A 24,875-nucleotide genomic window follows, 5' to 3' on the forward strand; every position below is an offset into this window, starting at 1 on the left:
CATCAGTTCCGGGTTTCTTGATGCTGCTGGTACCACTGCTCCAGCATCAGCAACACCCACACCATCGTGCCGTGGTAGCCGGCGTGCTCTCGCACGTGATGGCCGAGCAGCTTGTCGATGAACTCGCCGCGCACGACGCCGCGCCGGCGCAGCGATTGCAGACTGTCGCCGGCCAGCTCGTTCAGTCGCGGATACTGCTGCATCCAGACGCCGAACGGCAAGCCGAAGCCGTGCTTTTCCTTATGGATGATTTCCTGCGGCAGGAAGTCGTCGAGCGCCTGCTTGAAGAAATAGCGCAACTGGCTGCCGTTGAGTTTCTGGCGCGGCGTCAAGCGGGACGAGAACGCCACCATCGATTCGCTCAGGAACGGGAACGCGGCCTCGACGCCGGCCAGCGCGCAGGCGCCGCGCACCTTCGGTAGATCGTTGTCGGCCAAGGTGATCTTCAGGTCGAGCGCCAGCATGCGGTTGATCAGGCTGCCAGCGTCGCTCTGGCCGTAGGACGCCGCCAGTTCGTCCAGCGGACGCCCGGGGTTGGCGCCGGCCAGCAGGCCCGGCTCGAACACCTCGGCCGCGCCATAGCGGTTGAGCAGGTTGTAGGTTTCCAGCCGGGCCGGCATCGGCACCGACGCCTGCGCCACGTAGCTGCGCGCCTTGCGCAACAGCGCCACGCGGTCGGCGCCGGGGAAATGATTGAGCGCAGGCTCGAGCAAGCCCTCGCGCAGCAGCGCCGGCACCTTCTGGTACAGCGCGAACACTTGCTGGCGGGCGTAGCGCTCATTGCCGCCGAACAGCTCGTCGCCGCCGTCACCGCCGATCATGCGCGTGACGCCGTCGGCCGCCGCCATGCGCGCGCAGTAATACGCGGGCACGGCCGAGGCGTTGCCGAACGGCTGGTCGAAAGCCTTCGCCATGCGCGGGATGATGTCGACGACGTCGTCGGCCGTCACATAGTATTCGTGGTGGTCGGTGCCGAAATGGCGCGAGGCCAGGCGGGCGTAGGACATTTCGTCGTAGCCGTCGGCCGAGAAGCCGATCGAATAGGTTTGCGCCGGCGCGCCGCCCGTCTCGCACAGGATGCCGGCCAGGGTCGAGCTGTCGGTGCCGCCGCTGAGGAAGGCGCCGACCTTGCCGTTGCCCACACTCTCGCGCACGCTGTCGCGCAGCACCTGGCGGAATTCCTCTTTGAGTTGGGGAAACGGCGTGTCGACCCGCTCGTCGAAGCGCATGCGCCAGTAGGTGTGCGACTCGATCCGTCCCTGGCGGTAATGCAGGCAGCTGCCAGGCAGCAAGCGCTGCTGGTGCCGGTAGATGCCGCCCGGCGCCGGAATCATGTGGAAGAAAACGTAGTTGTACAAGCCCTGCGGATCGATCTCGGCCGGCGTCAGCGGGTGGCGGCGCAGCGCCTGGGCCGAGCTGGCGAACACCAGGGTCTCGCCCTGCTGCTGATACAGCAGCGGGAAGCTGCCCATGTGATCGGTCGCCAGCAAGGCCTCGCCGGCGCGCTCGTCGATGACGGCCAGCGCGAAGGCGCCGGTCAGCGCTTCGCACAAGGCCAGCGCGCCCTGCCCGCGCCATAGTTCTGTCCAGGCCGGGCCCGGGATGATATCGGCGCCGCCACGCAGCCGGGCCTCGCCCCACAGCATGAAGCGCACGCCATCGGCCTCGTAGCATTGCACGCCGGCGCCGGCCATGGCGCTGGCCGCGCCCGCCATGATTTGCGGCGGCTGGCCGTCGATGCCCACCAGCGGCGCGGCCATCGTCTCGGCCAGCTCACGGTTAGCGCCGGCGTCGCGGCCCTGCCCTATCCACCCACAGATTCCACTCATGAAGCCGCTCCATCGCGATCTTGTTGTCCGACCAGTACTTCCAGCGCCGCCGGATGGCTGAGAAAGCCGCCGGGACTTGCGCTCAACCCATAGGCGCCCGATTGCAGCACCGCCACCAGGTCGCCAGGACCGGCGGCGGCCAATTCCATGCGGTCGGCCAGCAGGTCCAGCGGCGTGCACAGCGGCCCGACGACGGACACCGTCTCGCGCGCCGTGCCATGAACGCGATTGCCGATCACCACCGGATAATTCTTGCGGATCACCTGGCCGAAGTTACCGGAGGCCGACAGGTGATGGTGCAAACCGCCGTCGGTGACCAGGAACACCTGCCCGCGCGAGACCTTGCGCTCGATCACACGGCTGACATAGACGCCCGCCTCGCCGACCAAGTAGCGGCCCAGTTCGATGACGATCTGTGCCTCCGGCAGCGCGCGTCGCACGTCCGGCAGCAACAGCGCCAGGTTGGCGCCGACCGCCGCCACGTCGAGCCGCTGCTCGCCGGGGAAATAGGGAATGCCGAAGCCGCCGCCGATGTTCAGCAGCCGCATCGGACGGGGCGCGAATTCGGCCAGGCGCATGGCCAGCGCCAGGGTTTGCTGGTGGGCTTCCTGCAAGGCCGCCGCCTTCAGGTTCTGCGAGCCGCTGAAGATATGCAGGCCGTGCCAGTCGACCGGCATCGCCGCCAGCCGCTGCAACAAGGCCGGCACCAGCTCGGCGTCGATGCCGAACTGGCGAGCGCCGCCGCCCATGCGCATGCCGGACGACTTGAGTTCGAAATCGGGATTGACGCGGAGCGCCACCTGCGGACGGATGTCGAGCCGCAGGCCGATCATGGCGATCCGATCGAGCTCGGCTTCCGACTCGACGTTGATGATCACGCCGGCCGCCACCGCGCAGGCCAGTTCGCCGTCGCCCTTGCCGGGACCGGCGAAGCTGATGTCGGTCGGCGCCACGCCGGTGTCGAGCGCCACGCGCAGCTCGTTGCCGGAGGCGACGTCGATGCCATCGACCAGGCCGGCCAGGTGGTGCACCACTGCCGGCATCGGATTGGCCTTCATCGCGTAGTGCAGCTGCACGCCAGGCGGCAGCGCCGCGCGCAGCTCGGCCACGCGGCGCGCGATGGCGTGGCGGTCGTAGGCGTAGAACGGGGTTTGGCCCAGCTGCGCGGCCAGGCGCGTCAGCGGCACGCCGCCGACGTGCAGGCAGTCGTCGCGCACGGGGAATTGCTCCAGCGGTGCGTGGACCGGCGCCTGGCTCGCGGCCCGGCTCGATTCAGCGCTCATGCTGCCGCTGCCGTGAAGCTGGCCAGATATTGCGTGCTGAGCAGCTTGCGGTCGATCTTGCCGTTGGCGTTGCGCGGCAGGCTGGTATCGGCCAGGATGATTTTATGCGGCAGCATGTAGTTGGGCAGGTGCGGCTTGAGCGCGGCCAGCAGGCGCGCCTCGTCGAGCACGCGTCCGTCGCGCACGGACACAACGACCACGATCGCCTGGCCAAGCACCGGATGCGGCACGCCCAGCGCGGCGGCCTCGGCCACCTCGCCCTGCGCGTACAGCACCGCCTCCACCTCGCCCGGGCTGACCCGGTAGCCGGAGGTCTTGATCATCTCGTCGGCGCGGCTGATGAAATACAGGAAACCGTCCTCGTCGCGGCGCACGGTGTCGCCGGACCACACCGCCATCTCCGGCAGCATCAGGCCCGTCAGCGGCGAGCGGTAGGGTTTGAAGCGCTCGGCGGTGCGCGCGGCGTCGTTCCAGTAGCCGAGCGACACCAGCGGTCCACGGTGCACCAGTTCGCCCGGCTCGCCGGGCGCGCATTCGCTGCCGTCGGGGCGCAGCACCAGCACCTCGGCGTTGGGGATGGCCTTGCCCATCGAATCGGGACGGCGGTCCAGCTCGGCCGGCGGCAGGAAGGTCGAGCGGAACGCCTCGGTCAGGCCGTACATCAGATAGGGTTGGGCGGCCGGCAGCCTGGCGCGCAGCTGGTCGAGCGTGGCGCGCGGCATGGCCCCGCCGGAATTGGTGAGATAGCGCAGGGTGCACACCGTCGGCCAGTCGAGCGCGGCCAGCTGTATCCACAGCGGCGGCACGCCGGCCAGGCCGGTGATGCGTTCGGCGATCACGGCAGTGAGCACGTCGCGCGGCAGCAAGTGGTTGATCAGCACCGCGCAGGCGCCGCTGAGGAAGGCGGTGGTCAGCTGGCTCAGACCGTAGTCGAAGCTGAGCGGCAGCACGGCCAGGATGCGGTCCTCCGCCTTGTTGCCCAGATAGCTGGCGACGCTGGCCGCGCCGGCCACCAGGTTGCGGTGCGACAGCACCACGCCCTTGGGCTGCCCGGTGCTGCCGGAGGTGTACAGGATGGCGGCGACGTCGGAATCGGTGATGCGGCGGGCCGGCAAGTTGGCGGTGTCGATGTTGGCCTCGGCGGCGTCGGCTTCGGCCAGCGCCGCCTCCCAGTCGAGCACCCGGATCTGGCCGATATCGGCCACCGGTGCGGCCGCGCGCGCCGCGCCCAGCGCCAGCACCGTGTGCAGGCTGTCGCAGCCGCCCAGGCTGGGCGCGAGCTGGCGCAACCGGTCGGCGCTGGTGACCAGCACGCGCACGTCGCAGTCGCGCAGGATATAAGCGACCTGCTCGGGCTTCAACAATGGATTGACGGGAACGAACACCATGCCGGCTGCTGCGGCGCCGAACAGCGCCGCGACATGCTCGATATTCTTTTCCATGTAGACGGCGACCCGTTCGCCGCGCCGCGCGCCGCGCGCCCGCAGCGCCGCGCAAGTGCGCTTGGTCAGGGTGGCAAGTTGCGCATAGGTGAGGCGCCGGGCGCCGTCGACCAACGCTTCGGCGGCGGGTGCGCGCTCGGCCGAGGAGAAAATAAAATCGTGCACCAGATAGCTCGTAGCACAGCCCATGTCACCCTCTTTTGCAGGTTTTTATGCAGGTTTTTTGCTGATCGGCCGGCCTCGGCCACAGGTCGAATGATGATATCAGAATGGCACGCAGATTAGCATTTTAATATTCAATTACAACGAAAACAACACAATTTGACATCGTTCGTTATTAATAGTGCATCGGACTATCAGGAGCGCTATACTCGAAAAATGTCTAAATGGTAACGGAGGGGCGAACGAAGAGTCGCCTCCAATCTTACCGGCCGGGGAGTAGTTGAGCATGTTGAATGTCAATCAGGATGTCGGTTTCCAGCCGGCCGTTGGCGGCGCGCAAGCCGCATCCGCACCACCGCCGGCCTCGCCGATTCCACTTCGGCCCGTGCTGTCCACCGCGTCCTTCCTGCACCGTGGGCATCCCGCCGTGCGCTCCATCGTCGATGCCGGACCGGCGCGCCTGGTCACCAGCGGGCGGGTCGCCATCGCGCTGGCGCTGAGGGAAATGACGGTCGGCGCCGGCGACGAGGTGCTGGTGCCGGCCTACCATTGCGCGTCGATGATCGAGCCGGTGATCTGGTCGGGCGCGCAGCCGGTGTTCTACCGCATCCTGCGCAACACCGAGATCGACCTGGAGGACCTGGCGCGCCGGGTCACGCCGCGCACCAAGGTGCTGATGGCCACCAATTACTTCGGCTTTCCCCAACCGCTCGACAAGCTGCGGGCGTTTTGCGACGGCCACGGCATCAAACTGCTGGAAGACTGCGCGCACTCCTTCCTGGGCGAATACCAGGGCAAGCCGCTGGGCTCGTTCGGCGACTACGCCATCGCCAGCAGCATGAAATTCCTTCCTATATATGAAGGCGGCTGCCTGGTGTCGGCGCGCCATTCGCTGGACGGCGTGCGGCTGCGCTCGGCCGGTGCCGGATTCGAGGCCAAGGTGGCCATCAACGCGCTGGAGGAAGGTTGTCAGTACCACCGCCTGGGCCTGCTGCGCCACCTGCTGGCGCTGCCGATGGCGCTCAAGAACGCGCTGTGGCAACGCATGAAGGCGCGCAATCCGGCGCGCGCGCAACCGCTGTCGCCGGGCTCGTCGGAAGGCGGTTTCAGTTTCGATCCGGCCTGGCTGGACAAACGTTCGTCGGTGTATTCGCGGCTGATGCTGCGGCTGGTGTCGCGGCGCCGCATGGGCGCGCTGCGCCGGCGCCACTATCTACGACTGCACGCGGCGCTGGCCGACCTGCCCGGCTGCCGGCCGCTGTTTCCGGCCTTGCCGGACAACGTCTATCCCTGGGTGTTTCCGTTGTGGGTGGAGCAACCAAGACAAGTCTTCGCCGCGCTCAAGCGCGGCGCCGTGCCAGTCCTGCGCTTCGGCGAATTCCTGTGGCCGGACGCGGGCGCGGCCGTGTGCGACGCCAGCGTCGAGCTGTCGCGCCACGTGATGCAGTTTCCCTGTCACCAGGAGTTGCGCGACGATGAGCTGGAATGGATGATCGTCCAGATCCGCGCGGCGCTGACGGCGGGAGCGCAGGCATGAGCTGGTCGCTGGTGCCGGCCGCCCGCTTCGCCGACCACGCCGCCACTTGGTCCGGGCTGAACATCGCCGGACCGGCCGCGCCATTGCTGTCGCCCGAATTCGTGCTACCGCTGCTGAAGGAGTTCGGCAGCGGTAACGAATGGCTGGCCATGTGGCGCAAGGACAACGAAGTGGTCGTGATGACCATCGTTTGCCCGCGCCGCGCAGGCGTCTGGGAAACCTTTCAACCGTCGCAGGCGCCGGTCACCTTGTGGCTGGAACAACCTGGCGCGCTGGCGCCGGAGGATTTGCCGCGCCTGCTCGACGCCCTGATCCGTACCCTGCCCGGCGGCGCCTTGTTGCTCGGCATGACCCAGTGCGATCCGGCCGTCACCCGCCAACCGGAGGACAGCGACCGCATCACCGTGCTGCCCTATCTGGACACCGCCCGCGTGGCGCTGCAGGGCGAGTTCGCCGATTACTGGAACGGGCGCGGCAAGAACCTGCGTGCCAACATGAAGAAGCAGCGGGCCAAACTGCTCAAGGAAGGCATCGCCACCCGCATGGAAGTCACGCGCGACGCGGAGGGCATGGCCGCCGCCGTGGCCGACTTCGGCCGGCTCGAAAGCGCCGGCTGGAAATCCAAGGAAGGCACCTCGGTGCACCTCGACAACGCCCAAGGCCGGTTCTACCGCGCCATGCTCGAAGGCATGGCGAAACGCGGCAACGCCGCCGTCTACCGCTACTGGTTCGACGACCGCCTGGTCGCGGTCAACCTGTGCGTCGAGGGCGGCGACAGCGTCATCATCCTGAAAACCACCTACGACGAGTCGCTGGGCAGCCAATACAGCCCGGCTTTCCTGCTGCTGGAAGAACTTTGTCAGCATTTGTTTGCGCTACGTCGTTTCAAGGGACTTGAATTCTATGGCAAGGTGATGGAGTGGCACCGCCGCTGGAGCGACGAAGTGCGCACCTTGTACCACGTCAACAGTTACCGCTGGTCCGGACTGCGCCGCCTGCACCACGCGTGGCAACGGCGCGCCGAACACCGCAACCTGGCGGCCGCCACCCCGGCCGGGGCAGCAACAGCGACAACAGCCGCAACAACCGAACAATCAATGGAGTAGCGTCAAATGCAACTGGAATCCGTCAAAACCATCCTCGGCGACGTACTGAGCCTGGGGCCGTCCGCACAGGCGCTCACGCGCGACTCGGCCTTGCTGGGCAGCATCCCCGAGCTCGACTCGATGGCCGTGGTGCAATTGCTGGCCGCGCTGGAGGAGCACTACGGCTTCACCATCGAGGACGACGACATCAGCGCCCACACCTTCGCCACCGTCGGCAGCCTGACCGACTTCGTCAACGACAAGATGATGGCGGCATGAACAACGGGGCGGCCGAGGCGTTCTTTCTGCCGGCAGACAATCAGGCCGGCGGGCAACGCTATTGCCTGTACCAGCCGGCCGTCGGCGCCTGCCGTGGCGCCCTGGTCTATGTGCCGCCGTTCGCCGAGGAAATGAACAAGTCGCGGCGCATGGCCGCCCTGCTGGCGCTGGAATTGGCAAGGCAAGGCATCGCCACCCTGCGCATCGACCTGCACGGATGCGGCGACAGCAGCGGCGATTTTGCCGACGCCCGCTGGGAAAGCTGGCGCGACGATATCGGCCTCGCCAGCGCCTGGCTGGAACAGCGCAGCGGCAACCGCCCGGCGCTGCTCGGGCTGCGCCTGGGCGCCCTGCTTGCGATGGACTACGCGGCCAACGCGCCGGAAGCCGATGCGCCGCGTCAACTGATCCTGTGGCAGCCCGTGCTGGACGGCGCCACCTTCCTCACGCAATTCCTGCGCCTGCGCATGGCCGGCGCGATGATGAGCGCGACGGGCGCGGCGGACAATTCCACCGCCGCCCTGCGTACGATGCTGGCGGCCGGGCAATCGCTGGAAGTCGCCGGCTACGAACTGTCGCCGGAACTGGCGCTGGCCATCGACGGCCTGAAGCTGGCGCCGCTCGGCCGCGCCGGTTGCGCCCTGCACTGGTTCGACGTCGGCCAGCCGGAGCGCGCGCAGTCGCCCGCCACGGACAAGGCGCTGGCGGCGCTGCGCGAGCGCGGCGTCGAGGTCGACCTGACCCGGATCGACGGACCGGCATTCTGGGGCAGCCAGGAAATCGCCACCTGCCAACCACTGCTGGAGGCCACCGCCGCGCTGGCCTCGTGGTTCGCGTTGGAGAGCGCCGATGCGCTATGAAGAACAAGCCGTGGCCTTCCGCTGCGGCGGTGAACAGCTTCACGGCGTGCTCAGCCTGCCGGAGCAGCCGTCGCCGCGCGGCGTGCTGATCATTGTCGGCGGGCCGCAATACCGCGCCGGCAGCCACCGCCAGTTCACCCTGCTGGCGCGCACGCTGGCGGCGCGCGGCATCCCGGTGCAACGCTTCGACTATCGCGGCATGGGTGACAGCGAAGGCGCGCAGCGCGACTTCAGCGATGTCGAGCTCGACGTGCGCGCGGCGGTCGATCATTTCATGACGGCAGTGCCTGGCATGCGCGAGGTGGTGCTGTGGGGCTTGTGCGACGGCGCCTCGGCGGCGCTGTTTTACGCCGGCCAGGACGCCCGCGTGCGCGGCCTGGTGCTGCTCAACCCCTGGGTGCGCACCGAAGCGGGCGCGGCGCGCGCCACGCTCAAGCATTATTACCGTGGCCGCCTGTTGCAGGGCGAACTGTGGCGCAAGCTGTTCAGCGGGCAGTTCGACGCCGGCGCCGCCTGGCGCTCGCTGCGCCAACTGCTGGCGGCCAGCGGGGCCAGCGGCAAGCCGCAGGCCGAAGCCGACGCCCCACCGGCGGACCTGCCCTCGCGCATGCTGGCGAGCTGGTCGCGCTTCAAGGGACCGGTGCTGCTGATCCTCAGCGGCGCCGACCTGACGGCCAGGGAATTCACCGACCTGGCCGACGCGTCCCCCGCATGGCAAAACCTGCTGAAGCGGGCGGGCACCACACGACACGAACTCGACGAAGCCGACCACACTTTTTCCCGTCGCGCATGGCGCGACCAGGTCGCCGACTGGACTGCAAACTGGGTGCACACATGGTAGAGACGGCAACGTCCAAAAAAGTGTTGATGATCGCCTTCCACTACCCGCCGATGCGCGGCAGCAGCGGTATTCAACGCACGCTGAAGTTCTCGCAATACCTGCCCGAATGGGGCTGGAAGCCGGTGCTGTTGTCGGCGCATCCGCGCGCCTACAGCAATCCCGGTGACGACCAGATGGGCGAGATCCCCGCCGACGTGCCAGTGTGCCGCGCCTTCGCGCTCGACACGGCGCGCCACCTGTCGCTGCGCGGCCGCTACTCGAGCCTGATGGCGCTGCCCGACCGCTGGGTGTCGTGGCTGCTGGGCGCGGTGCCGGCCGGGCTGCGGCTGATCCGCCAACATCGTCCGCAGGTGCTGTGGTCGACCTATCCGATCGCCACCGCCCACCTGATCGCCTACGTGCTGCAGCGCCTGTCGGGCCTGCCGTGGGTGGCCGACCTGCGCGACCCGATGACCGATATCGGCTATCCGGAAAATCCGCTCACGCGCAAGGTCTACCTGTGGATAGAACGGCGCACCGTCGAGCGCTGCACGGTGGCCGTGTGCACCACGCCGGGCGCGATCCAGACCTACCGGCAACGCTTCCCGCACCTGCCCGCCGAACGCTTCCGTCTGGTGGAGAACGGCTACGACGAGGAAAATTTCATCGACGCCCAGCGCAATGGCGCCATCGGCGCCACAAGCCCGCCACCACCGTCCGCCGACCGTCCGCTGGTGCTGCTGCACAGCGGCGTCATCTATCCGTCCGAGCGCGACCCGGCGCCCTTGTTCGCCGCCATGGCCGCGCTGCGGCGCCAGGGACTGATCGGCCCGGCCACCTTGAAGCTGGTGCTGCGTGCCACCGGTCACGACGCCTTCCTGGCCGGCTTGCTGGCGACCCACGGACTGGAGGACATGGTCACCATCGCCCCGCACCAGCCCTACCGCGCCGCGCTGACGGAAATGCTCACCGTCGACGCGCTGCTGATACTGCAGGCGTCGAACTGCAACCACCAGATTCCGGCCAAACTATACGAATACATGCGCGCCAGCCGCCCGATCCTGGCGCTGACCGACGCCGGCGGCGACACCGCCGCCACCCTGCGCGCGTCCGGCATCGACACGATCGCCGCGCTCGACTCCGAGGAGGACATCATGCAAACACTGCCGCGTTTCCTGTCGCTGGTGCGCGAAGGCAAGGCGCCATTGCCGCCGGCGTCCGTGGTCGCCGCTCATTCCCGCCACGCGCGCAGCGCCGTGCTGGCCCAATTGCTGGACGATGTGGCCGGTGCCCCGGTGGCGTTCAAGGCCGGGGCGGCGGCGGCATGAACCGCACGTCACCATCCCTGCCGGCTCGGCTGCTGACGCCGTTGCTCACCGCGCTGCTGCTGGCCGGCATGGCAACGCCATCCCAGGCCGCGCCCAAGAAACTGTGCGGGCAGATCGCCAACTCCTTCGGCCCCTTCGACTACAACGATCCGGGCAATGTCCAGAATATCGCCATGGTCGAGCCGCACCACTTCCCCGAAGAGGTGGAACTAGGCATACGCGGCGCCACTGGCCCGCTCGGCAGCGACATCGATTACACCTTGCGCGCCATCCCCAACCATCCGCGCGCGCTGGCGACGATGGCGCGCGTGGGCGTGCGCGACAAGGTCACGCAATTGCCCGGAGCCCAGTTCCCGGTCGAATGCTATTTCGTGCGGGCGATGGAATTCCAGCCGGCCGATCCGGCCGTGCGCGCCACCTACGCCACCTACCTGATGGCATTGGGCAAGCTCGACATGGCGCGCGACCAGTTGCGCGAGGCGGTGGCGCTGGCGCCCGAAGACCCGACCTATAACTACAACCTCGGCCTGGTGTACTACAAGACCAAGCAATTCAAGGAAGCCAATGAATACGCGCACAAGGCCTATGCGCTCGGCTTCCCGCTGCCAGGCCTCAAGCAGCTACTCGTGACGGCCGGAAAATGGCAGGACCCGGCGCCATGAACGAGCCCGCCGCCGGCCATGTTGTCGGCGGAACGGCCGCCGACACGGCCGGGGGCGTGACGCGCCAGCCATCGGTCGGCGGCGCCAGGATCGTGCTGTGGCGCCTGCTCGCGCTGATCCCGCTGGCGCTGCTGGCAGCGCTGCTGCCGCACTATCCGTTCTGGCCGCTGGCGGCCACGCTGGCGGTCGCCGCCTACGCGGCGCTGCTGTGGTGGCGCCCGGCGCTATGGCTGCTGCTGGTGCCGGCCGCGCTGCCGTGGCTGGACCTGGGCGCCTGGACCGGCTGGCTCTACGTCGATGAAATCGATCTGATGCTGCTGGCCACCGCGGCGGTCGGCTACTGGCGGCTGGCGCCCTGCCATCGCACCGGCAAGCTGCCGACCATCGCCAAACTGTTGCTGGCCGCCGTGACCGCCACCACCGCCATCGCCGCCGTGCGCGGCCTGCTCCCGCTCCCGCCGCTGGACCTGAACGCCTTCGCCAGCTACAACAGCCACTACAACAGCCTGCGCGTGGCCAAGGGATTGGCGTGGGCGTTGGTGTTGTTGCCGCTGCTGACCCGCAGCGTAGGCCCGGAGCTGTCGCGGTTGCGCACCTTGCTGGTGCCGGGCATGCTGCTCGGTTTGTTCTGCACGGCCCTGATCCAGGGCTGGGAGCGCTGGCTGTTTCCCGGCCTGCTCAACTTTTCCACCGACTACCGGCCGACGGCGTCGTTCTCGGCCATGCACACCGGCGGCGCCGCGCTCGACGCTTTTTTGGCCCTGAGCTTCCCGTTCGTGGCCTGTTGGCTGCTGGGCAAAGCCCGGCGCTGGCAGTTGGGCGCCGCGCTGGCGCTGCTGCTGATGGGCCTATTCACCGGTTTCACCACTTTCTCGCGCGACGTCTGGCTGGCGTACGCCGGCTCCGGCGTCGTCATCGGGGCGCTGGTCTGCGGTCCGCAACTGGCCGCCGGCAAGCTTCGGCCGGGCGTGCTGGCGGCCGTCGCGGTGTTGCACGCCGTGATCAGCGTGTTGCTGATGCGTTCGTTCGCCACCGGCGGCTACCGCACGCTGGGCGCCTTGCTCATCCTGCTAAGCGCGACCTTGCTGACGGGTGGGCTACCGCGCGCCGCCGGCCGCGTGCTGCAGCCTCGCTACTTGTTGTGGGCTGGCGCGGCCACCGCCGCCTTGTTGTTGCTGGACCTGGCCCTGTTCGTCGCACTGCGCAAGCTCCCCATGCCGGGCTGGGCGAAGGCGCCCTATCTGTCGCTGGCGGCTGCCGCCTTCGCCATCGGACTGGCGGGCGTGAGCGCCCTCGCCGGTCCGCGCGCGTGGCGCCAGCAGGCCACGGCGCTGGCGCTGGGCACCTACCCGGCGCTAGCGATCGCCTGCCTGCTGGTGGCGCGCCACTGGGGCGGCATGCAGGCCGCGCTGGACGCGGCCTGGGTGGTCGGGCTGAGCTGCGTTATATGCGTGATGAGTCTGTCAGTTCACCAACCACTGTGGCACATCGGCCGCGCCAGCGTGACCTTCGGCGCGGGCGCGGCGGCGCTGCTGGCGATGGCCATTCCGGTGCTGGGCAGCTCTTACATGGGCGAGCGCATGAGCACCGTCGCGCAGGATTGGGAGCTGCGCACCCGCCATTGGGACGAGGCCCTGCACATGATGCGGGGCGACGTGCCGACGACCTTGCTCGGCGCCGGGCTGGGGAGTTATCCGCGCACCTATTACTGGGGCAACATGCTTGGCATACGTCCGGGCAGCTTCCGTTACGAGACCGATCTCGTCGGCAACAACTACCTGCGACTGGCCGCGCCGGTCCATCCGCGCGGCTACAGCGACGTGCTGCGCCACATACAGCACCTGCGCCTGGAGCCGAATACCAACTACCGCATTTCGCTGGACGTCAAACGCAGCGATCCCAAGGCCGTCGTCTGGATGGCGGTGTGCGAGCGATGGCTGCTTTATCCGCAGACATGCGTGTCGCCCGGAATCAGGCTGACGGCAGCCGATGATCGCTGGCAGCACTTTGAGCTGGACTTTTACAGCGCGGGGATGGGTCAGCGGCAAGGCTTACTGGGACGCATACCGGGCGCACAGGCACCGGTGCAGCTGGAACTGGCCAGCGGCGACCAGGATGGCGTGGTCGATATCGACAACGTGAGCGTGCGCGCGCGCGATGGCGGGCCGGAGCTGCTGCGCAATGGCGATTTTACGGGTGGGCAGGCCGGGTGGTTCTTCACCAGCGACCGGGATCACTTGCCTTGGCATATCAAGAATTTTTACATCCACACCTACTTCGAGCAGGGCTGGCTGGGGGCGGTGGCGATGGGATTGCTGTTGCTCTACGCTGCCTGGCGGATGGCGGGCAGTGCCTGGCATGGCCGGGTGGACGCGGCGGTGTTCCTGGCAGCGCTGACCGGGGCGCTCGTGGTGGGCGTCTTCGATAGCCTGTTCGATGTGCCCAAAGTGCAGTTGTTGTTCTTCCTGGTGCTGGCGGCAGGGTTGATGCGGCCGCGCCGGAGAATTATGAATCGCCCGAGAGACACGTGATCATCGACGTAAACGAATCAATCGAACTTGTACTGCATATTGATGTGCGCGATACCGGCCTCGAAGAACTCGCCGCCTTCGATCTTGAAGCCGTGGCGCTGATAAAACGGTGCGGCGTGCGACTGCGAGCTGAGCACCACTTGCCGGTCGCCCCGTGCCTTGGCTTGCGCCATCAACCCTTGCAGCAAGGCGCCGCCGACGCCCGTGCCGCGCCCGCTCTTGCGCACCGCCATGCGGCCGATGTGGCCGTCCGGCAGCAACCTGCCGGTGCCAACCGGAATGCCGGCGGCGTCATAGGCGACGGCGTGCAGACAGACCGCGTCCATGTGGTCCATCTCAAGCTCGGCAGGAACCTTTTGCTCTTCGACGAAGACTTCAAATCGGATGGTTTTGGCGTCCGCGTTGAGGGTGCTCCAGTCTCCGAAACGGATATCGTATTGTGCGTGGTTGCTCATTCGCGTGGCATCTGGTTGAATAAGCCTGGATTGTCGCACGCGAGATGCTGTTCGAGAAAGTCCACGAACACGCGCACCTTGGCCGAGCTGGCCAACCGTTGCGGGTAGACCGCCCAGACATTGGCTTCCTGCGTGTACGCCGGCAAAACCTGCACCAGCTGGCCCCGGTCCAGATAAGCCTGCGCATCCCAGCGCGAACGCAGCACGATGCCGGCGCCGGCCACCGCCCATTGCAATGCGATCTCGCCATGGTTGGTCGACAGCGGGCCGTTCACCTTGACCACGCCCTCCTCCTCCGCACTGCGCAGGCGCCAGACGCCGAACGGCAGGTCGCGCTCCTTGATCGGCAGGCAATCATGGGCCTCGAGCTCGCGCAGGGTTTCCGGCGTGCCCCGCCGCGCCAGATAGGCGGGCGACGCGCACAGGATGCGGTGATTGGTCATCAGCCGGCGCGCGATCAGTTGCGGCGCGATCTCGTCGCCGATGCGGACGTCGATGTCGAAACCCTCGCTGACGATGTCGACCAGGCGGTCGAACACCTCGAACCGCACCTGCAGCGCCGGATGGTCGGCCGTCAGCCTGGCGATCGCCGGCGCGACCACGTTGCGCCCGAAGCCGAAGCTGCTGCTGACGCGCAGCTGCCCGCGCGGCACGCCCTGCCGCTCGGCCACCTCGTCAAACAGGCTGTCCAGGCTGGCCAGTATCGTCAGCGCGCGCGCGTACACCTGCTCGCCGTCGTCGCTGACGACCACCCGCCGCGTGGTGCGGTGGAACAGGCGCACGCCAAGCGCCTCTTCCAGCATGCCGATCCGCTTGCTGACGTAGGCCGGCGACATGCCCAGCTCCTCGGCGGCGGCGACAAAGCTGGCCTTGCGCACGACGGTGGCGAACACGCGCAGGTCGTTGTTCTCGATATTCTTATTCGAGGTCATTATTCAAGGGGATTATTCACTTAGCGTGTTTTATGAGATCACAATTAGCCACATTTTAAACGAGACCGGGCGCGTTATGCTGGCAGTCATCGGCTAACAGAGGAGCAACCCCATGAAAACACACAAAATCGCAGTCATCGCTGGCGACGGCATCGGCAAGGAAGTCATGCCCGAAGGCATACGGGTGGTCGAGGCGGCGGCGAAGCGCTTTGAGATCGGCATCGAGTGGACCAACTTCGAGTGGGCCAGTTGCGATTACTATGCGCTGCACGGCAAGATGATGCCGGACGATTGGTTCGAACAGCTCAAGAGTTTCGACGCGATCTTTTTCGGCGCCGTGGGCTGGCCGGAGACGGTGCCGGATCATATTTCGCTGTGGGGCTCGCTGCTGAAATTCCGCCGCCAGTTCGATCAGTATGTGAACCTGCGGCCGGTGCGCTTGATGCCCGGCGTGCCTTGTCCGCTGGCGAACAAAAAGCCGGGCGACATTGATTTCTATATTGTCCGCGAGAATACCGAGGGTGAGTATTCCTCCGTCGGCGGAAAGATGTTCGAAGGGACCGAGCGCGAATTCGTCTTGCAGGAATCGGTGTTTACGCGCACCGGCGTCGATCGCGTGCTGAAGTATGCCTTCGAGCTGGCGCAGAGCCGGCCGAAGAAGCACCTGACGTCGGCTACGAAGTCGAACGGTATTTCGATCAGCATGCCATATTGGGACGAACGCTTTGCCGTCATGGGCGGGGCTTACCCGGAGATCCGGCGCGACCAGTACCATATCGATATTCTGTGCGCGCGGTTCGTGTTGTCGCCGGAGCGCTTCGATGTGGTGGTGGCGTCCAATTTGTTTGGGGATATCTTGTCGGATTTGGGGCCGGCCTGTACGGGGACGATTGGGATCGCGCCGTCGGCGAACCTGAATCCGGAGCGGACCTGGCCGTCGTTGTTCGAGCCGGTGCATGGATCGGCGCCGGATATTTATGGGAAGAATATCGCCAACCCGGTGGCCATGATCTGGTCGGGGGCGATGATGCTGGACTTTTTGGGCGCTGGCGAAGGCAAGTACCGGGCGGCACATGATGCGATCGTGGCGGCCATTGAATCGTGTATTCAGGATGGGGCGCGGACGCCGGATTTGGGCGGCACGGCGGATACGACCGCGGCGGGTAAGGCGATCGCGGCGGCGTTGGGATGATTGTTGGGCCTCGGGCGGCGCTGTGGCGGATTACGCTACGCTAATCCGCCCTACGTGGATCCGAGGTAACGCGCCGTGCCGATTCCTGGGAAACACGTAGGGCGGATTAGCGGGCGAGGCCCGCTAACCGCCCCGGGGGCCCATCGAAGAGGCGGCCTACTGCCGTAGGCCTTAAGAGGCGGCACGCCGTAATCCGCCATGCATGCAGGCCAGCGGCCCATGCATGGCCGCTCTCCGCGCCAATCGACTTATTTTGCTGCGATGACGCCGCAGGCCAGACGCGCACCGGAATTGCCGGTCGGCTGCGTGACCATGTCGTCCGGCGCGGCGTGGACGATCACCGAGCGGCCGACCGCGTTGGCCGGGTTGCCGTCGGTCAGGTTGATCTGGGTCAGCGGCACCGACACATCCAGCTCGGCCACGCCCTTGTCGTTGGCGTTCAGGTTGCCGAAGTCGCCGCCGTGGTGCATGGGCTTGGCCGGATCGCCATGCGTCGTCGTAGAGGGGTTGAAGTGACCGCCGGCGCTGGTGCCGTCCGGCGCCGAGCAATCACCCTTCTCATGAATGTGGAAACCGTGCAAGCCTGGCGTCAGTCCTTCGACGCGCGCCTTGACGCGCAAGCTGTCCTTCCCTTGTTCGAAACTTACCACGCCGGTGACCTTGTTGCCGGCGGTTGCCTTCAACGGCGCCTCGGCGCTGGTGGTCGCGGCAAACGCGGTCGATGCCGCCATCAGGGACAAACTCATCATGCAGCTCACTACGGCGATCTTCTTCATATATTTCCTATTTTCAAGAGTGTATTTCGGATACGTCAAGCAGGGTCTAGGCTACGCCGGTTTGGTCGCTTCGACAACAGTAGTAATGTAGAGTGTGTGAAACAATTCACCCATCAAACCAGCTTGACAAGTTGCTTGCCGAAATTACGCCCTTCCAACAGGCCGATGAACGCGTCCGGCGCCGACGCCAAGCCTTCGGCCACCGATTCGCGGTACTTGAGTTTTCCATCCGCCACCAGCGCGCCCAACTCCTGTAAGCCCTGCGACCAAAAGTCCATGTGCTCGGTGATGATGAAGCCGCGCAAAGTCAAACGGTTGATCAGCAGCAGGCGTGAATTCTTGATCGACAGATCGGCGCCTGCGAAGCCGGCGATGATGCCGCACAAGGCGATGCGCGCGAAGGCGTTGGTGCGCGCCAGCGACGCGTCCAGCACGGCGCCGCCGACGTTCTCGAAAATACCGTCGATGCCATCGGGCGTGGCCGCCTCAAGATCCTTTTCCAGATTGCCCGCCTTGTAATCGACACAGGCGTCGAAGCCCAGTTCATCGACCACATAGGCGCATTTGTCCGCCCCGCCGGCGATGCCGACCGCGCGGCAGCCGCGCAACTTGGCCAACTGTCCGACGACGCTGCCGACCGCGCCGCTGGCGGCCGAGACCACGATCGTCTCGCCCGGTTTGGACGCCATGATCTGGTTGAAGCCGTACCATGCGGCCATGCCGGGCATGCCGACCGCGCCGAGATAGGCCGACAAAGGAATACCGGAAGTATCGAGCTTGCGCAGCATGGCGCCGTCGGAGACGCCCATCTCGCTCCAGCCGAGCACGCCGCCAACGAAGTCGCCGACGCGATAGCGTTCGTTGCGCGACGCCAGCACCTGGCCGACCGTGCCACCGATCATGGTTTCATCCAGCGCCTGGCAATCGGCGTAGCTTTTGGACGCGCTCATGCGCCCGCGCATGTACGGGTCGAGCGACAGATAGTGATTGCGGATCAAGACCTGGCCGTCGTCCAGCTCGGGCACCGGCACGGTTTCCAGACGAAAGTTCTCGGGCAGCACCGGCCCGCGCGGACGCGAAGCCAAAACTAGACGTTGGTAGGTCGAAGGAATATCCATTCAGACCTCGTAATCCATGCATTGGCGCTGATCGCGCACGGCGCCGAAGAACGGCTTGATGGCGACGTGGTCGGGGTGCTCCTGATACGCGTCCAGCGCGGCCTTGTCGGTGAACTCGGAATACAGAATCACATCGTAAGTCGCCTCCAGGCCCGGCTGCGCCAGCGCCGCCTCGAACTTCAGGATGCCCGGCACCAGATTGGCGCAACCATCGAGCATCGCCTTCATCTTGGCGGCATTGGTGGCACGGTCGCCGCCTTCGGCGTGTTCTTTCAATTTCCACATTACGATGTGTTTCAGCATTATTATTCCTTGTTAAAACCACGCGTCTTGCATATCGAGCGTGGTGGTGTCCACGCTGGCTAGCAGCTCCAGCTGCTGCGCCACCTTGGGCAGCTCCCAACGGTAGAAGAAGCGGCAAGCCTGCAGCTTGCCGCGATAAAAATCGACGTCCGACACATTGGCGTCGGCAAGCGCACGCGCCGCCAGAAACGCCTGCTGGAGCCAGATCCACGCCAGCACCACATGGCCGACCGCCTCCAGATAAGCGCTGGCGTTGGCCAGCGTCTTGTTCATGTCGCCGACAGCATACAGCCTCTGCGTTACTTCTTCCACTCTCTGCCATGCCGTATCGAGCGCGTCCGCGTGGGCCAGCAGTTCGGCGGCGATGTCGTTGGCCGCTTCGGCCGTTAGTTGCGCGCTGGCGGCATTGGCCGCGTTTACCGCGCCCGGCGCACCCACGCCGCCGCGTACCTTGCGCACCGTGCGCCGCAGCTCGGCGCCGAAGGCCTTGAACAGCGCGCCGTCCTGCGTCGCTACTTTTCGACCCAGCAAGTCCAGGCCGTGGATGCCGTGCGTGCCTTCGTGGATGGCGTTGAGGCGGTTGTCGCGATAGAACTGTTCGACGTTGTACTCGCGCGTGTAGCCGTAGCCGCCGTGCACCTGGATCGCCAGGCTGTTGGCCTCGACACACCACTGCGACGGCCACGACTTGGTCACCGGCGTGAGGAAATCGAGCAAGCGTCCGGCATGTTCGCGCGCTTCCGGCGTTTCGGCGGTGCGCTGCTCGTCGACCAGGCGCGAGCAATACAGCACCAGAGCCAGCGCGCCTTCGACATACGCCTTCTGGGCCAGCAGCATGCGGCGCACGTCGGTGTGTTCGATGATGGTCAGCTGCGGCTGGGCCGGGTCCTTCTGCGCCGGATGACGGCCCTGCGGACGGTTGCGCGCATAGTCCAGCGCGTGCAGATAGCCGGTGTAGCCGAGCACAGCCGCGCCGAGGCCGACGCTGATGCGGGCGTCGTTCATCATGTGGAACATATTGGCCAGTCCCTGGTGGGCGGTGCCGACCAGATAGCCGACAGCCCCGCCCTTGCCCATCGGCTTGAACTTGCCCTCGCCGAAGTTGAGCAGGCAGTTGGTGGCGCCGCGATTGCCCATCTTGTGGTTCAGGCCGGCCAACACGACGTCGTTGCGCTCGCCCGCGCTGCCGTCCTCGTTAATCAGGAACTTGGGGACGATGAACAGCGAGATGCCTTTCACGCCCGGGATCAGCTTGCCGTCGGGACCGGGTATCTTGGCCAGCACCAAGTGCACGATGTTGTCCGACAGTTCGTGCTCGCCGGCCGTGATCCACATCTTGTTGCCGCTGAGGCGGTACTGACGCTCGCCATCGACGCCGTCGATTGGATCGGGCTCGGCACGGGTGGTGATGTCGGACAGGCTTGAGCCGGCCTGCGGTTCGGACAGGCACATGGTGCCGAAGTAGCGGCCGGCGAACATCGGATCGGCAAAGCGCCGCACCTGCTCCGGCGTGCCGCACTTGAGCAAGGTGCCGGCGTTGCTGGTGGTCAGAAAGGTGTAGGCCGTGGTGCTGACGTTGGCGGCGGTGAAGTAGCACGCCAGCGTCTTTTCCACCACGCACGGCAATTGCATGCCGCCGCGCTCGTAGTCCTGTCCGGACGCCATCAGGCCGGCCGCCGAGTAGGCGTCCAGCGCCACCTTCACGTCCGGAATCATCTTGACGTTCAGGCAGTGCTCGCCGGGAACCGCGTGCGGCTCCTGGCTGTCGCTCTTCTTGTTGTGCGGCTCGAACAGATCGGCGGCCAGTTGCTCGGCCGTGTCGATGGCGGCGTCGAAGGTTTCGCGGTTGTGGTCCTGGAAGCGCTCACGCCGGGTCAGCGATTCCACGTCCAGCCATTCGTACAGCATGAAGTCGATGTCGCGGCGCGACAGCAGTTTCGATGCCATGGGCTTACACCACTTCGAACAGGCCGGCCGCGCCCTGGCCGCCGCCGATGCACATCGTCACCACTACGTATTTGACGCCACGCCGCTTGCCTTCCAGCAGCGCGTGGCCCGTCAGGCGCGCGCCCGACACGCCGTAGGGATGGCCGACGGCGATGGCGCCGCCGTTGACATTGAGGCGGTCCATCGGAATGCCCAGCTTGTCCGCGCAATACAGCACCTGCACGGCGAAGGCCTCGTTCAATTCCCACAGACCGATGTCCTCGACCTTGAGCCCGGCCTTCTTGAGCAGCTTGGGAATCGCAAACACCGGGCCGATGCCCATCTCGTCCGGTTCGCAGCCGGCCACGGCGAAGCCACGGAAGATGCCCAGCGGCGCCAGTCCCTTGGCGGCGGCGGTCTGCGCACTCATGACGATGGACATCGAGCCGCCGTCGGAGAACTGGCTGGCGTTGCCGGCGCTGATGACGCCGCCCGGCACGGCGCTGCGGATCTTGGCCACGCCCTCGTAGGTGGTGTCGGCGCGGATGCCTTCGTCGGCCGAGATCGTCACTTCGCGGCTCAGCAACATGCCCGATTCCTTGTCGGCCACGCCCATCACCGTGGTCATCGGCACGATCTCGGCGTCGAACAGGCCGGCGGCCTGGGCGGCGGCGGCGCGCTGCTGGCTTTGCACGCCGTAGTGATCCTGGCGCTCGCGGCTGATGTTGTAGCGCTTGGCGACCGTCTCGGCCGTCTGCAACATGGGCCAATACAATTCCGGCTTGTGTTCGGACAGCCACACTTCCTTGTACATATGGGTGTTCATTTCCTGCTGCACGCAGGAGATCGACTCGACGCCGCCGGCGGCATAGATGTCGCCCTCGCCGGCGATGATGCGTTGCGCGGCCGTGGCGATGGTTTGCAGGCCCGACGAGCAAAATCGGTTGATGGTCATGCCGGCGGTGGTGACCGGGCAGCCGCCGCGCAGCGCGATCTGGCGCGCGATGTTGCCGCCGGTGGCGCCTTCCGGATTGGCGCAGCCGACCAGCACGTCCTCGACCTCGCCGGGCTCGATGCCGGCGCGGGCGATCGCCGCCTGCAACACGTGGCCGCCCAGGGTGGCGCCGTGCGTCATGTTGAACGCGCCCTTCCAGGATTTGGCTAGCCCGGTGCGGGCGGTCGAAACGATGACGGCATCTATCATGGGAATCTCCTGTGGATTATTTTAATCGGGCCAGAATAGCATATTTAGTACGACCGTTCTTAATTCAATTTGTCAGTTTCGCGTAAGTTTGAAGCAAGCATGACGTAAGGTTCGGCGGCCACACTGCATTCAAGCTGACGGAGTAGTAACTATCGCGGCTAGTGAAGTTCAAATAATTACAGGAGACATATATGGCAACCCCAACAGGCACTGCAGACCTGCGCAATCCGCCCAAAGCAGCAGGGATCACTCCGGAAGAACGCAAGGTGATTTTCGCCTCGTCGCTCGGCACGGTCTTTGAATGGTACGACTTCTATTTGTACGGCGCGCTGGCGTCGATCATCGCCAAACAGTTCTTCATCGGCGACCCCACCACCACCTTCATTTTCGCACTGCTGGCCTTTGCCGCCGGCTTCATCGTGCGTCCGTTCGGCGCGCTGGTGTTCGGCCGCCTGGGCGACATGATCGGCCGTAAATACACCTTCCTGATCACCATCCTGATCATGGGCGCGTCCACCTTCATCGTCGGCCTGCTGCCGGGTTACGCGGCAATCGGCATCGCCGCGCCGATCATCCTGGTGTTCCTGCGTATCCTGCAGGGCCTGGCACTGGGCGGCGAGTACGGCGGCGCGGCGACCTACGTCGCCGAGCACGCACCGCACGGCAAGCGCGGCTCGTTCACCGCCTGGATCCAAACCACCGCGACCCTGGGCCTGTTCCTGTCGCTGATGGTCATCCTGGGCACCCGCACCGCCATCGGCGAAGAAGCGTTCAACGCCTGGGGCTGGCGCGTGCCGTTCCTGGTGTCGGTCCTGCTGCTGGGCGTTTCGGTCTGGATTCGCCTGTCGATGAACGAATCGCCGGCTTTCGCCAAAATGAAAGCCGAAGGCAAGACCTCGAAAGCACCGCTGAGCGAAGCGTTCGGCAAGTGGAAAAACCTGAAAGTCGTAATCCTGGCGCTGGTCGGCCTGACCATGGGCCAGGCGGTGGTGTGGTACACCGGCCAGTTCTACGCGCTGTTCTTCATGACGCAAACCCTCAAGATCGATGGCGCCAGCGCCAACATCATGACCGCGATCTCGCTGGCCCTGGCCACGCCGTTCTTCATCTTCTTCGGCATGCTGTCGGACAAGATCGGTCGTAAATGGATCATCCTGGGCGGTTGCGTGATCGCAGCGGCAACCTACTTCCCGCTGTTCGGCGCGCTGACCCACTACGGCAACCCTGCGCTGGAAACCGCGCTGAAAAACTCGCCAGTCGTGGTCGTCGCCGATCCTGCATCGTGCCACTTCCAGTTCAACCCGACCGGCACCGCCAAGTTCCCATCGTCGTGCGACATCGCCACCGGCATCCTGTCGAACGCGTCGGTCGCCTACACCAAGGAAGCGGCACCGGCCGGCAGCGTCGCCAAGATCAAGATCGGCGACAAGGAAGTGCCAGCGTTCAACGCTGTCATGACGCCTGACGGCCTGAACTTCGACGCCGACAGCAAGAAAGCCGAAGCCGCGCTGAAGAAAGACGTGGCGGCCGCGATCAAGGTGGCAGGCTATCCAGCCAAGGCCGACGAATCGCAGATGAACAAGCCGATGATCATCGGCATCCTGTTCATCCTGGTGCTGTATGTGACGATGGTGTACGGCCCGATCGCCGCGATGCTGGTTGAAATGTTCCCGACCCGCATCCGCTACACCTCGATGTCCCTGCCTTACCACATCGGTAACGGCTGGTTCGGCGGTCTGCTGCCGACGATCTCGTTCGCGCTGGTCGCGTTCAAGGGCGACATCTACTACGGCCTGTGGTATCCGATCGTCATCGCCCTGATCACCGCCGTGATCGGCGCGCTGTTCGTCCGCGAAACCAAGGACAACAACATCTACGCCAACGACTAATGTTGGCGCGCTAATAGCGCAAAGAGGCCGGGTTCCGCTAAGCGGACCCGGCTTTTTTTTGTTTAGGCGGTGCTGAAAATCTTCTAAACCACGTAGGGCGGATTAGGCGGCACGCCGTAATCGGCCATGCATGCGTCAACGCGACGCCGGCATGGCCGATTACGCTGCGCTAATCCGCCCTACGTGGATCACGGGCTGAGCGCGGCTAACAATTCTATTTTGTTGGACACGCCCAGGCCGCCGTAGGCATTCTTCAGATAGCTGCGCACCGTCGCCGGCGTCAGGCCCATCAGCCGGGCGATCTCCTTGTACGAGTGGCCGCGCGCGTACAACATCGCGGCGCTGAGTTCGCGCGGCGAGACCCGCAGCGCGCGCGTCCCGTCGTCCACCAGCGACAGCACCGCGAGCGGCCCGCTGCGGTCCAGCAGCAGCCGGCGCCCGGCCAGCGCGATGCCGCACGGCGCCCGCGACAGGCCGTCGACCACCCGCGCCGGCAAGATCGTTCCCTGCCAGTTCTCGCAAACGCTCCCCAGCAGCCGGCCGACGCCGCCGCCCACAAACGACAAGCGCCCTTGCATGTCCGAGATCGCCATCGACGCCAGCGACGTCGCCTGGCTCGACACCCGTATGTCGGCCAAACGATGGCCCCAGTGTTGCAGCAAATGCCGGCTGAACATTTGGAACAACATGCTCTCCAGATCGCTGAAAGGCGAACGCGGACAGTTGCGGTACAGGCAGACAAAAAACAGCAAGCCGCTGCCCGGCAACTCATCGGTGATCGCCATGGTCGTGCGCAGACCGTGCCGCTCGACGAACGCGGCCATCTCCTCCGCATCGTCCGGACACTCGCCGCCGCCTTCGCGCACCACCACGCCCAGGCTGTCCATCGACGCGCGCGCGAAGCTGTCGGACGCGGCCACCGTCTGGTTCCATTCCTGCGCGAAGTCCTGGCTCAAACCTATGCTCGCGTGCATCAGATTGCGCGGCGCCCGCACCGCCGTGGCCGGACTCACCTCGCCCCACCAGGCGGAATCGAAGCCGATGCAGCGCCGCAGTATCAACAACGATTCGCGCAAGAACTGCTCCGGCCCGGCCTCCCGCGCCAGCTCGCCCAGCGCCAGCACCGCGCCGCTGAATGCCAGATACACCGATTGCGGCACAGCGGCCGCCGTCCCGCAGCCGCTCTTGATCCATGGATATCGATCCCGCACGCGCCCTCCCCCGATTAGTCGGCCACCCCCGCATCTGCGGAGGGCCGCACC

At 66.0% G+C, this 24,875-nt stretch carries 21 protein-coding genes; 10 read left to right on the forward strand and 11 right to left on the reverse strand.

Translation table 11 applies throughout. The features are described from left to right. Positions 1 to 2 precede the first annotated feature (2 nt). The 3 genes from NHH88_18755 to NHH88_18765 are packed head-to-tail and all read right to left on the reverse strand — an operon-like array spanning position 3 to position 4,743. Positions 3 to 1,829 carry an asparagine synthase C-terminal domain-containing protein gene (locus NHH88_18755; GenBank protein ID USX11746.1) on the reverse strand — a complete coding sequence of 609 codons (1,827 nt, stop codon included), beginning with the start codon at positions 1,827 to 1,829 and terminating at the stop codon, positions 3 to 5. After that, positions 1,826 to 3,112 carry a pyridoxal-dependent decarboxylase, exosortase A system-associated gene (locus NHH88_18760; GenBank protein USX11747.1) on the reverse strand — a complete coding sequence of 429 codons (1,287 nt, stop codon included), beginning with the start codon at positions 3,110 to 3,112 and terminating at the stop codon, positions 1,826 to 1,828. The genes NHH88_18755 and NHH88_18760 overlap by 4 nt, the downstream gene beginning before the upstream one ends. Next, entirely contained in the window at positions 3,109 to 4,743 is a 1,635-nt protein-coding gene (locus tag NHH88_18765; GenBank protein ID USX11748.1) for an acyl-CoA ligase (AMP-forming), exosortase A system-associated, read from the reverse strand. The genes NHH88_18760 and NHH88_18765 overlap by 4 nt, the downstream gene beginning before the upstream one ends. 259 nt (positions 4,744 to 5,002) lie before the next feature. On the opposite strand from NHH88_18765, the gene NHH88_18770 reads away from it, so the two are divergent. Genes NHH88_18770 through NHH88_18805 form a run of 8 tightly spaced genes read left to right on the forward strand, consistent with a single transcriptional unit; the run spans position 5,003 to position 13,818 of the window. Continuing rightward, entirely contained in the window at positions 5,003 to 6,253 is a 1,251-nt protein-coding gene (locus tag NHH88_18770) for an aminotransferase class I/II-fold pyridoxal phosphate-dependent enzyme (protein ID USX11749.1), read from the forward strand. Continuing rightward, positions 6,202 to 7,359 carry a GNAT family N-acetyltransferase gene (locus NHH88_18775; GenBank protein USX11750.1) on the forward strand — a complete coding sequence of 386 codons (1,158 nt, stop codon included), beginning with the start codon at positions 6,202 to 6,204 and terminating at the stop codon, positions 7,357 to 7,359. The genes NHH88_18770 and NHH88_18775 overlap by 52 nt, the downstream gene beginning before the upstream one ends. Positions 7,360 to 7,365: 6 nt before the next feature. Further along, entirely contained in the window at positions 7,366 to 7,617 is a 252-nt protein-coding gene (locus tag NHH88_18780; protein ID USX11751.1) for an acyl carrier protein, read from the forward strand. Then, positions 7,614 to 8,477, forward strand: coding sequence for a hydrolase 2, exosortase A system-associated (locus NHH88_18785; protein ID USX11752.1), 864 nt, complete (start codon positions 7,614 to 7,616; stop codon positions 8,475 to 8,477). The genes NHH88_18780 and NHH88_18785 overlap by 4 nt, the downstream gene beginning before the upstream one ends. Continuing rightward, positions 8,467 to 9,318: a hydrolase 1, exosortase A system-associated gene (locus tag NHH88_18790; protein USX11753.1), complete on the forward strand. Its 852-nt coding sequence runs from the start codon at positions 8,467 to 8,469 to the stop codon at positions 9,316 to 9,318. Before NHH88_18785 ends, NHH88_18790 begins: the two co-directional genes overlap by 11 nt. Continuing rightward, complete coding sequence (locus NHH88_18795) at positions 9,312 to 10,625, forward strand: glycosyltransferase (protein ID USX11754.1); 1,314 nt, start codon at positions 9,312 to 9,314, stop codon at positions 10,623 to 10,625. The genes NHH88_18790 and NHH88_18795 overlap by 7 nt, the downstream gene beginning before the upstream one ends. Beyond that, positions 10,622 to 11,287: a tetratricopeptide repeat protein gene (locus NHH88_18800; protein ID USX11755.1), complete on the forward strand. Its 666-nt coding sequence runs from the start codon at positions 10,622 to 10,624 to the stop codon at positions 11,285 to 11,287. Before NHH88_18795 ends, NHH88_18800 begins: the two co-directional genes overlap by 4 nt. Continuing rightward, a complete protein-coding gene (locus NHH88_18805) occupies positions 11,284 to 13,818 on the forward strand; it encodes a hypothetical protein (protein ID USX11756.1) in 2,535 nt (844 codons plus the stop codon). The genes NHH88_18800 and NHH88_18805 overlap by 4 nt, the downstream gene beginning before the upstream one ends. 17 nt (positions 13,819 to 13,835) lie before the next feature. Here NHH88_18805 and NHH88_18810 read toward each other — a convergent pair whose 3' ends face one another. Beyond that, positions 13,836 to 14,273, reverse strand: coding sequence for a GNAT family N-acetyltransferase (locus NHH88_18810; GenBank protein ID USX11757.1), 438 nt, complete (start codon positions 14,271 to 14,273; stop codon positions 13,836 to 13,838). After that, a complete protein-coding gene (locus NHH88_18815; protein ID USX11758.1) occupies positions 14,270 to 15,205 on the reverse strand; it encodes a LysR substrate-binding domain-containing protein in 936 nt (311 codons plus the stop codon). Before NHH88_18815 ends, NHH88_18810 begins: the two co-directional genes overlap by 4 nt. 112 nt (positions 15,206 to 15,317) lie before the next feature. Here NHH88_18815 and NHH88_18820 point away from each other — a divergent pair, with 112 nt between their 5' ends. Further along, entirely contained in the window at positions 15,318 to 16,397 is a 1,080-nt protein-coding gene (locus NHH88_18820) for a tartrate dehydrogenase (GenBank protein ID USX11759.1), read from the forward strand. Positions 16,398 to 16,645: 248 nt separating this feature from the next. On the opposite strand, the gene NHH88_18825 is transcribed toward NHH88_18820, so the two are convergent. From NHH88_18825 to NHH88_18845, 5 genes are all read right to left on the reverse strand, one after another. Beyond that, positions 16,646 to 17,173, reverse strand: a complete 528-nt coding sequence (locus NHH88_18825) for a superoxide dismutase family protein (GenBank protein USX11760.1) — start codon at positions 17,171 to 17,173, stop codon at positions 16,646 to 16,648. 113 nt (positions 17,174 to 17,286) lie between these two features. Beyond that, complete coding sequence (locus NHH88_18830; protein USX17376.1) at positions 17,287 to 18,285, reverse strand: NADP-dependent oxidoreductase; 999 nt, start codon at positions 18,283 to 18,285, stop codon at positions 17,287 to 17,289. A gap of 6 nt (positions 18,286 to 18,291) precedes the next feature. Then, positions 18,292 to 18,594: a Dabb family protein gene (locus NHH88_18835; protein ID USX11761.1), complete on the reverse strand. Its 303-nt coding sequence runs from the start codon at positions 18,592 to 18,594 to the stop codon at positions 18,292 to 18,294. Between the two features lie 12 nt (positions 18,595 to 18,606). Further along, positions 18,607 to 20,541, reverse strand: a complete 1,935-nt coding sequence (locus NHH88_18840) for an acyl-CoA dehydrogenase (protein ID USX11762.1) — start codon at positions 20,539 to 20,541, stop codon at positions 18,607 to 18,609. A 4-nt stretch (positions 20,542 to 20,545) separates the two neighbouring features. Beyond that, positions 20,546 to 21,724, reverse strand: a complete 1,179-nt coding sequence (locus tag NHH88_18845; protein ID USX11763.1) for an acetyl-CoA C-acyltransferase — start codon at positions 21,722 to 21,724, stop codon at positions 20,546 to 20,548. Between the two features lie 191 nt (positions 21,725 to 21,915). Here NHH88_18845 and NHH88_18850 point away from each other — a divergent pair, with 191 nt between their 5' ends. Further along, positions 21,916 to 23,613 (forward strand): MHS family MFS transporter, encoded by a 1,698-nt coding sequence (locus NHH88_18850; GenBank protein USX11764.1) that lies wholly within the window; start codon positions 21,916 to 21,918, stop codon positions 23,611 to 23,613. A 188-nt stretch (positions 23,614 to 23,801) separates the two neighbouring features. Here NHH88_18850 and NHH88_18855 read toward each other — a convergent pair whose 3' ends face one another. Then, on the reverse strand, positions 23,802 to 24,824 hold the full coding sequence (locus NHH88_18855; GenBank protein ID USX11765.1) for a helix-turn-helix transcriptional regulator: 1,023 nt from the start codon (positions 24,822 to 24,824) through the stop codon (positions 23,802 to 23,804). Positions 24,825 to 24,875 lie beyond the last annotated feature (51 nt).

The organism is Oxalobacteraceae bacterium OTU3CAMAD1, from assembly GCA_024123915.1.
In the GTDB taxonomy this organism is placed as follows: domain Bacteria; phylum Pseudomonadota; class Gammaproteobacteria; order Burkholderiales; family Burkholderiaceae_D; genus Rugamonas.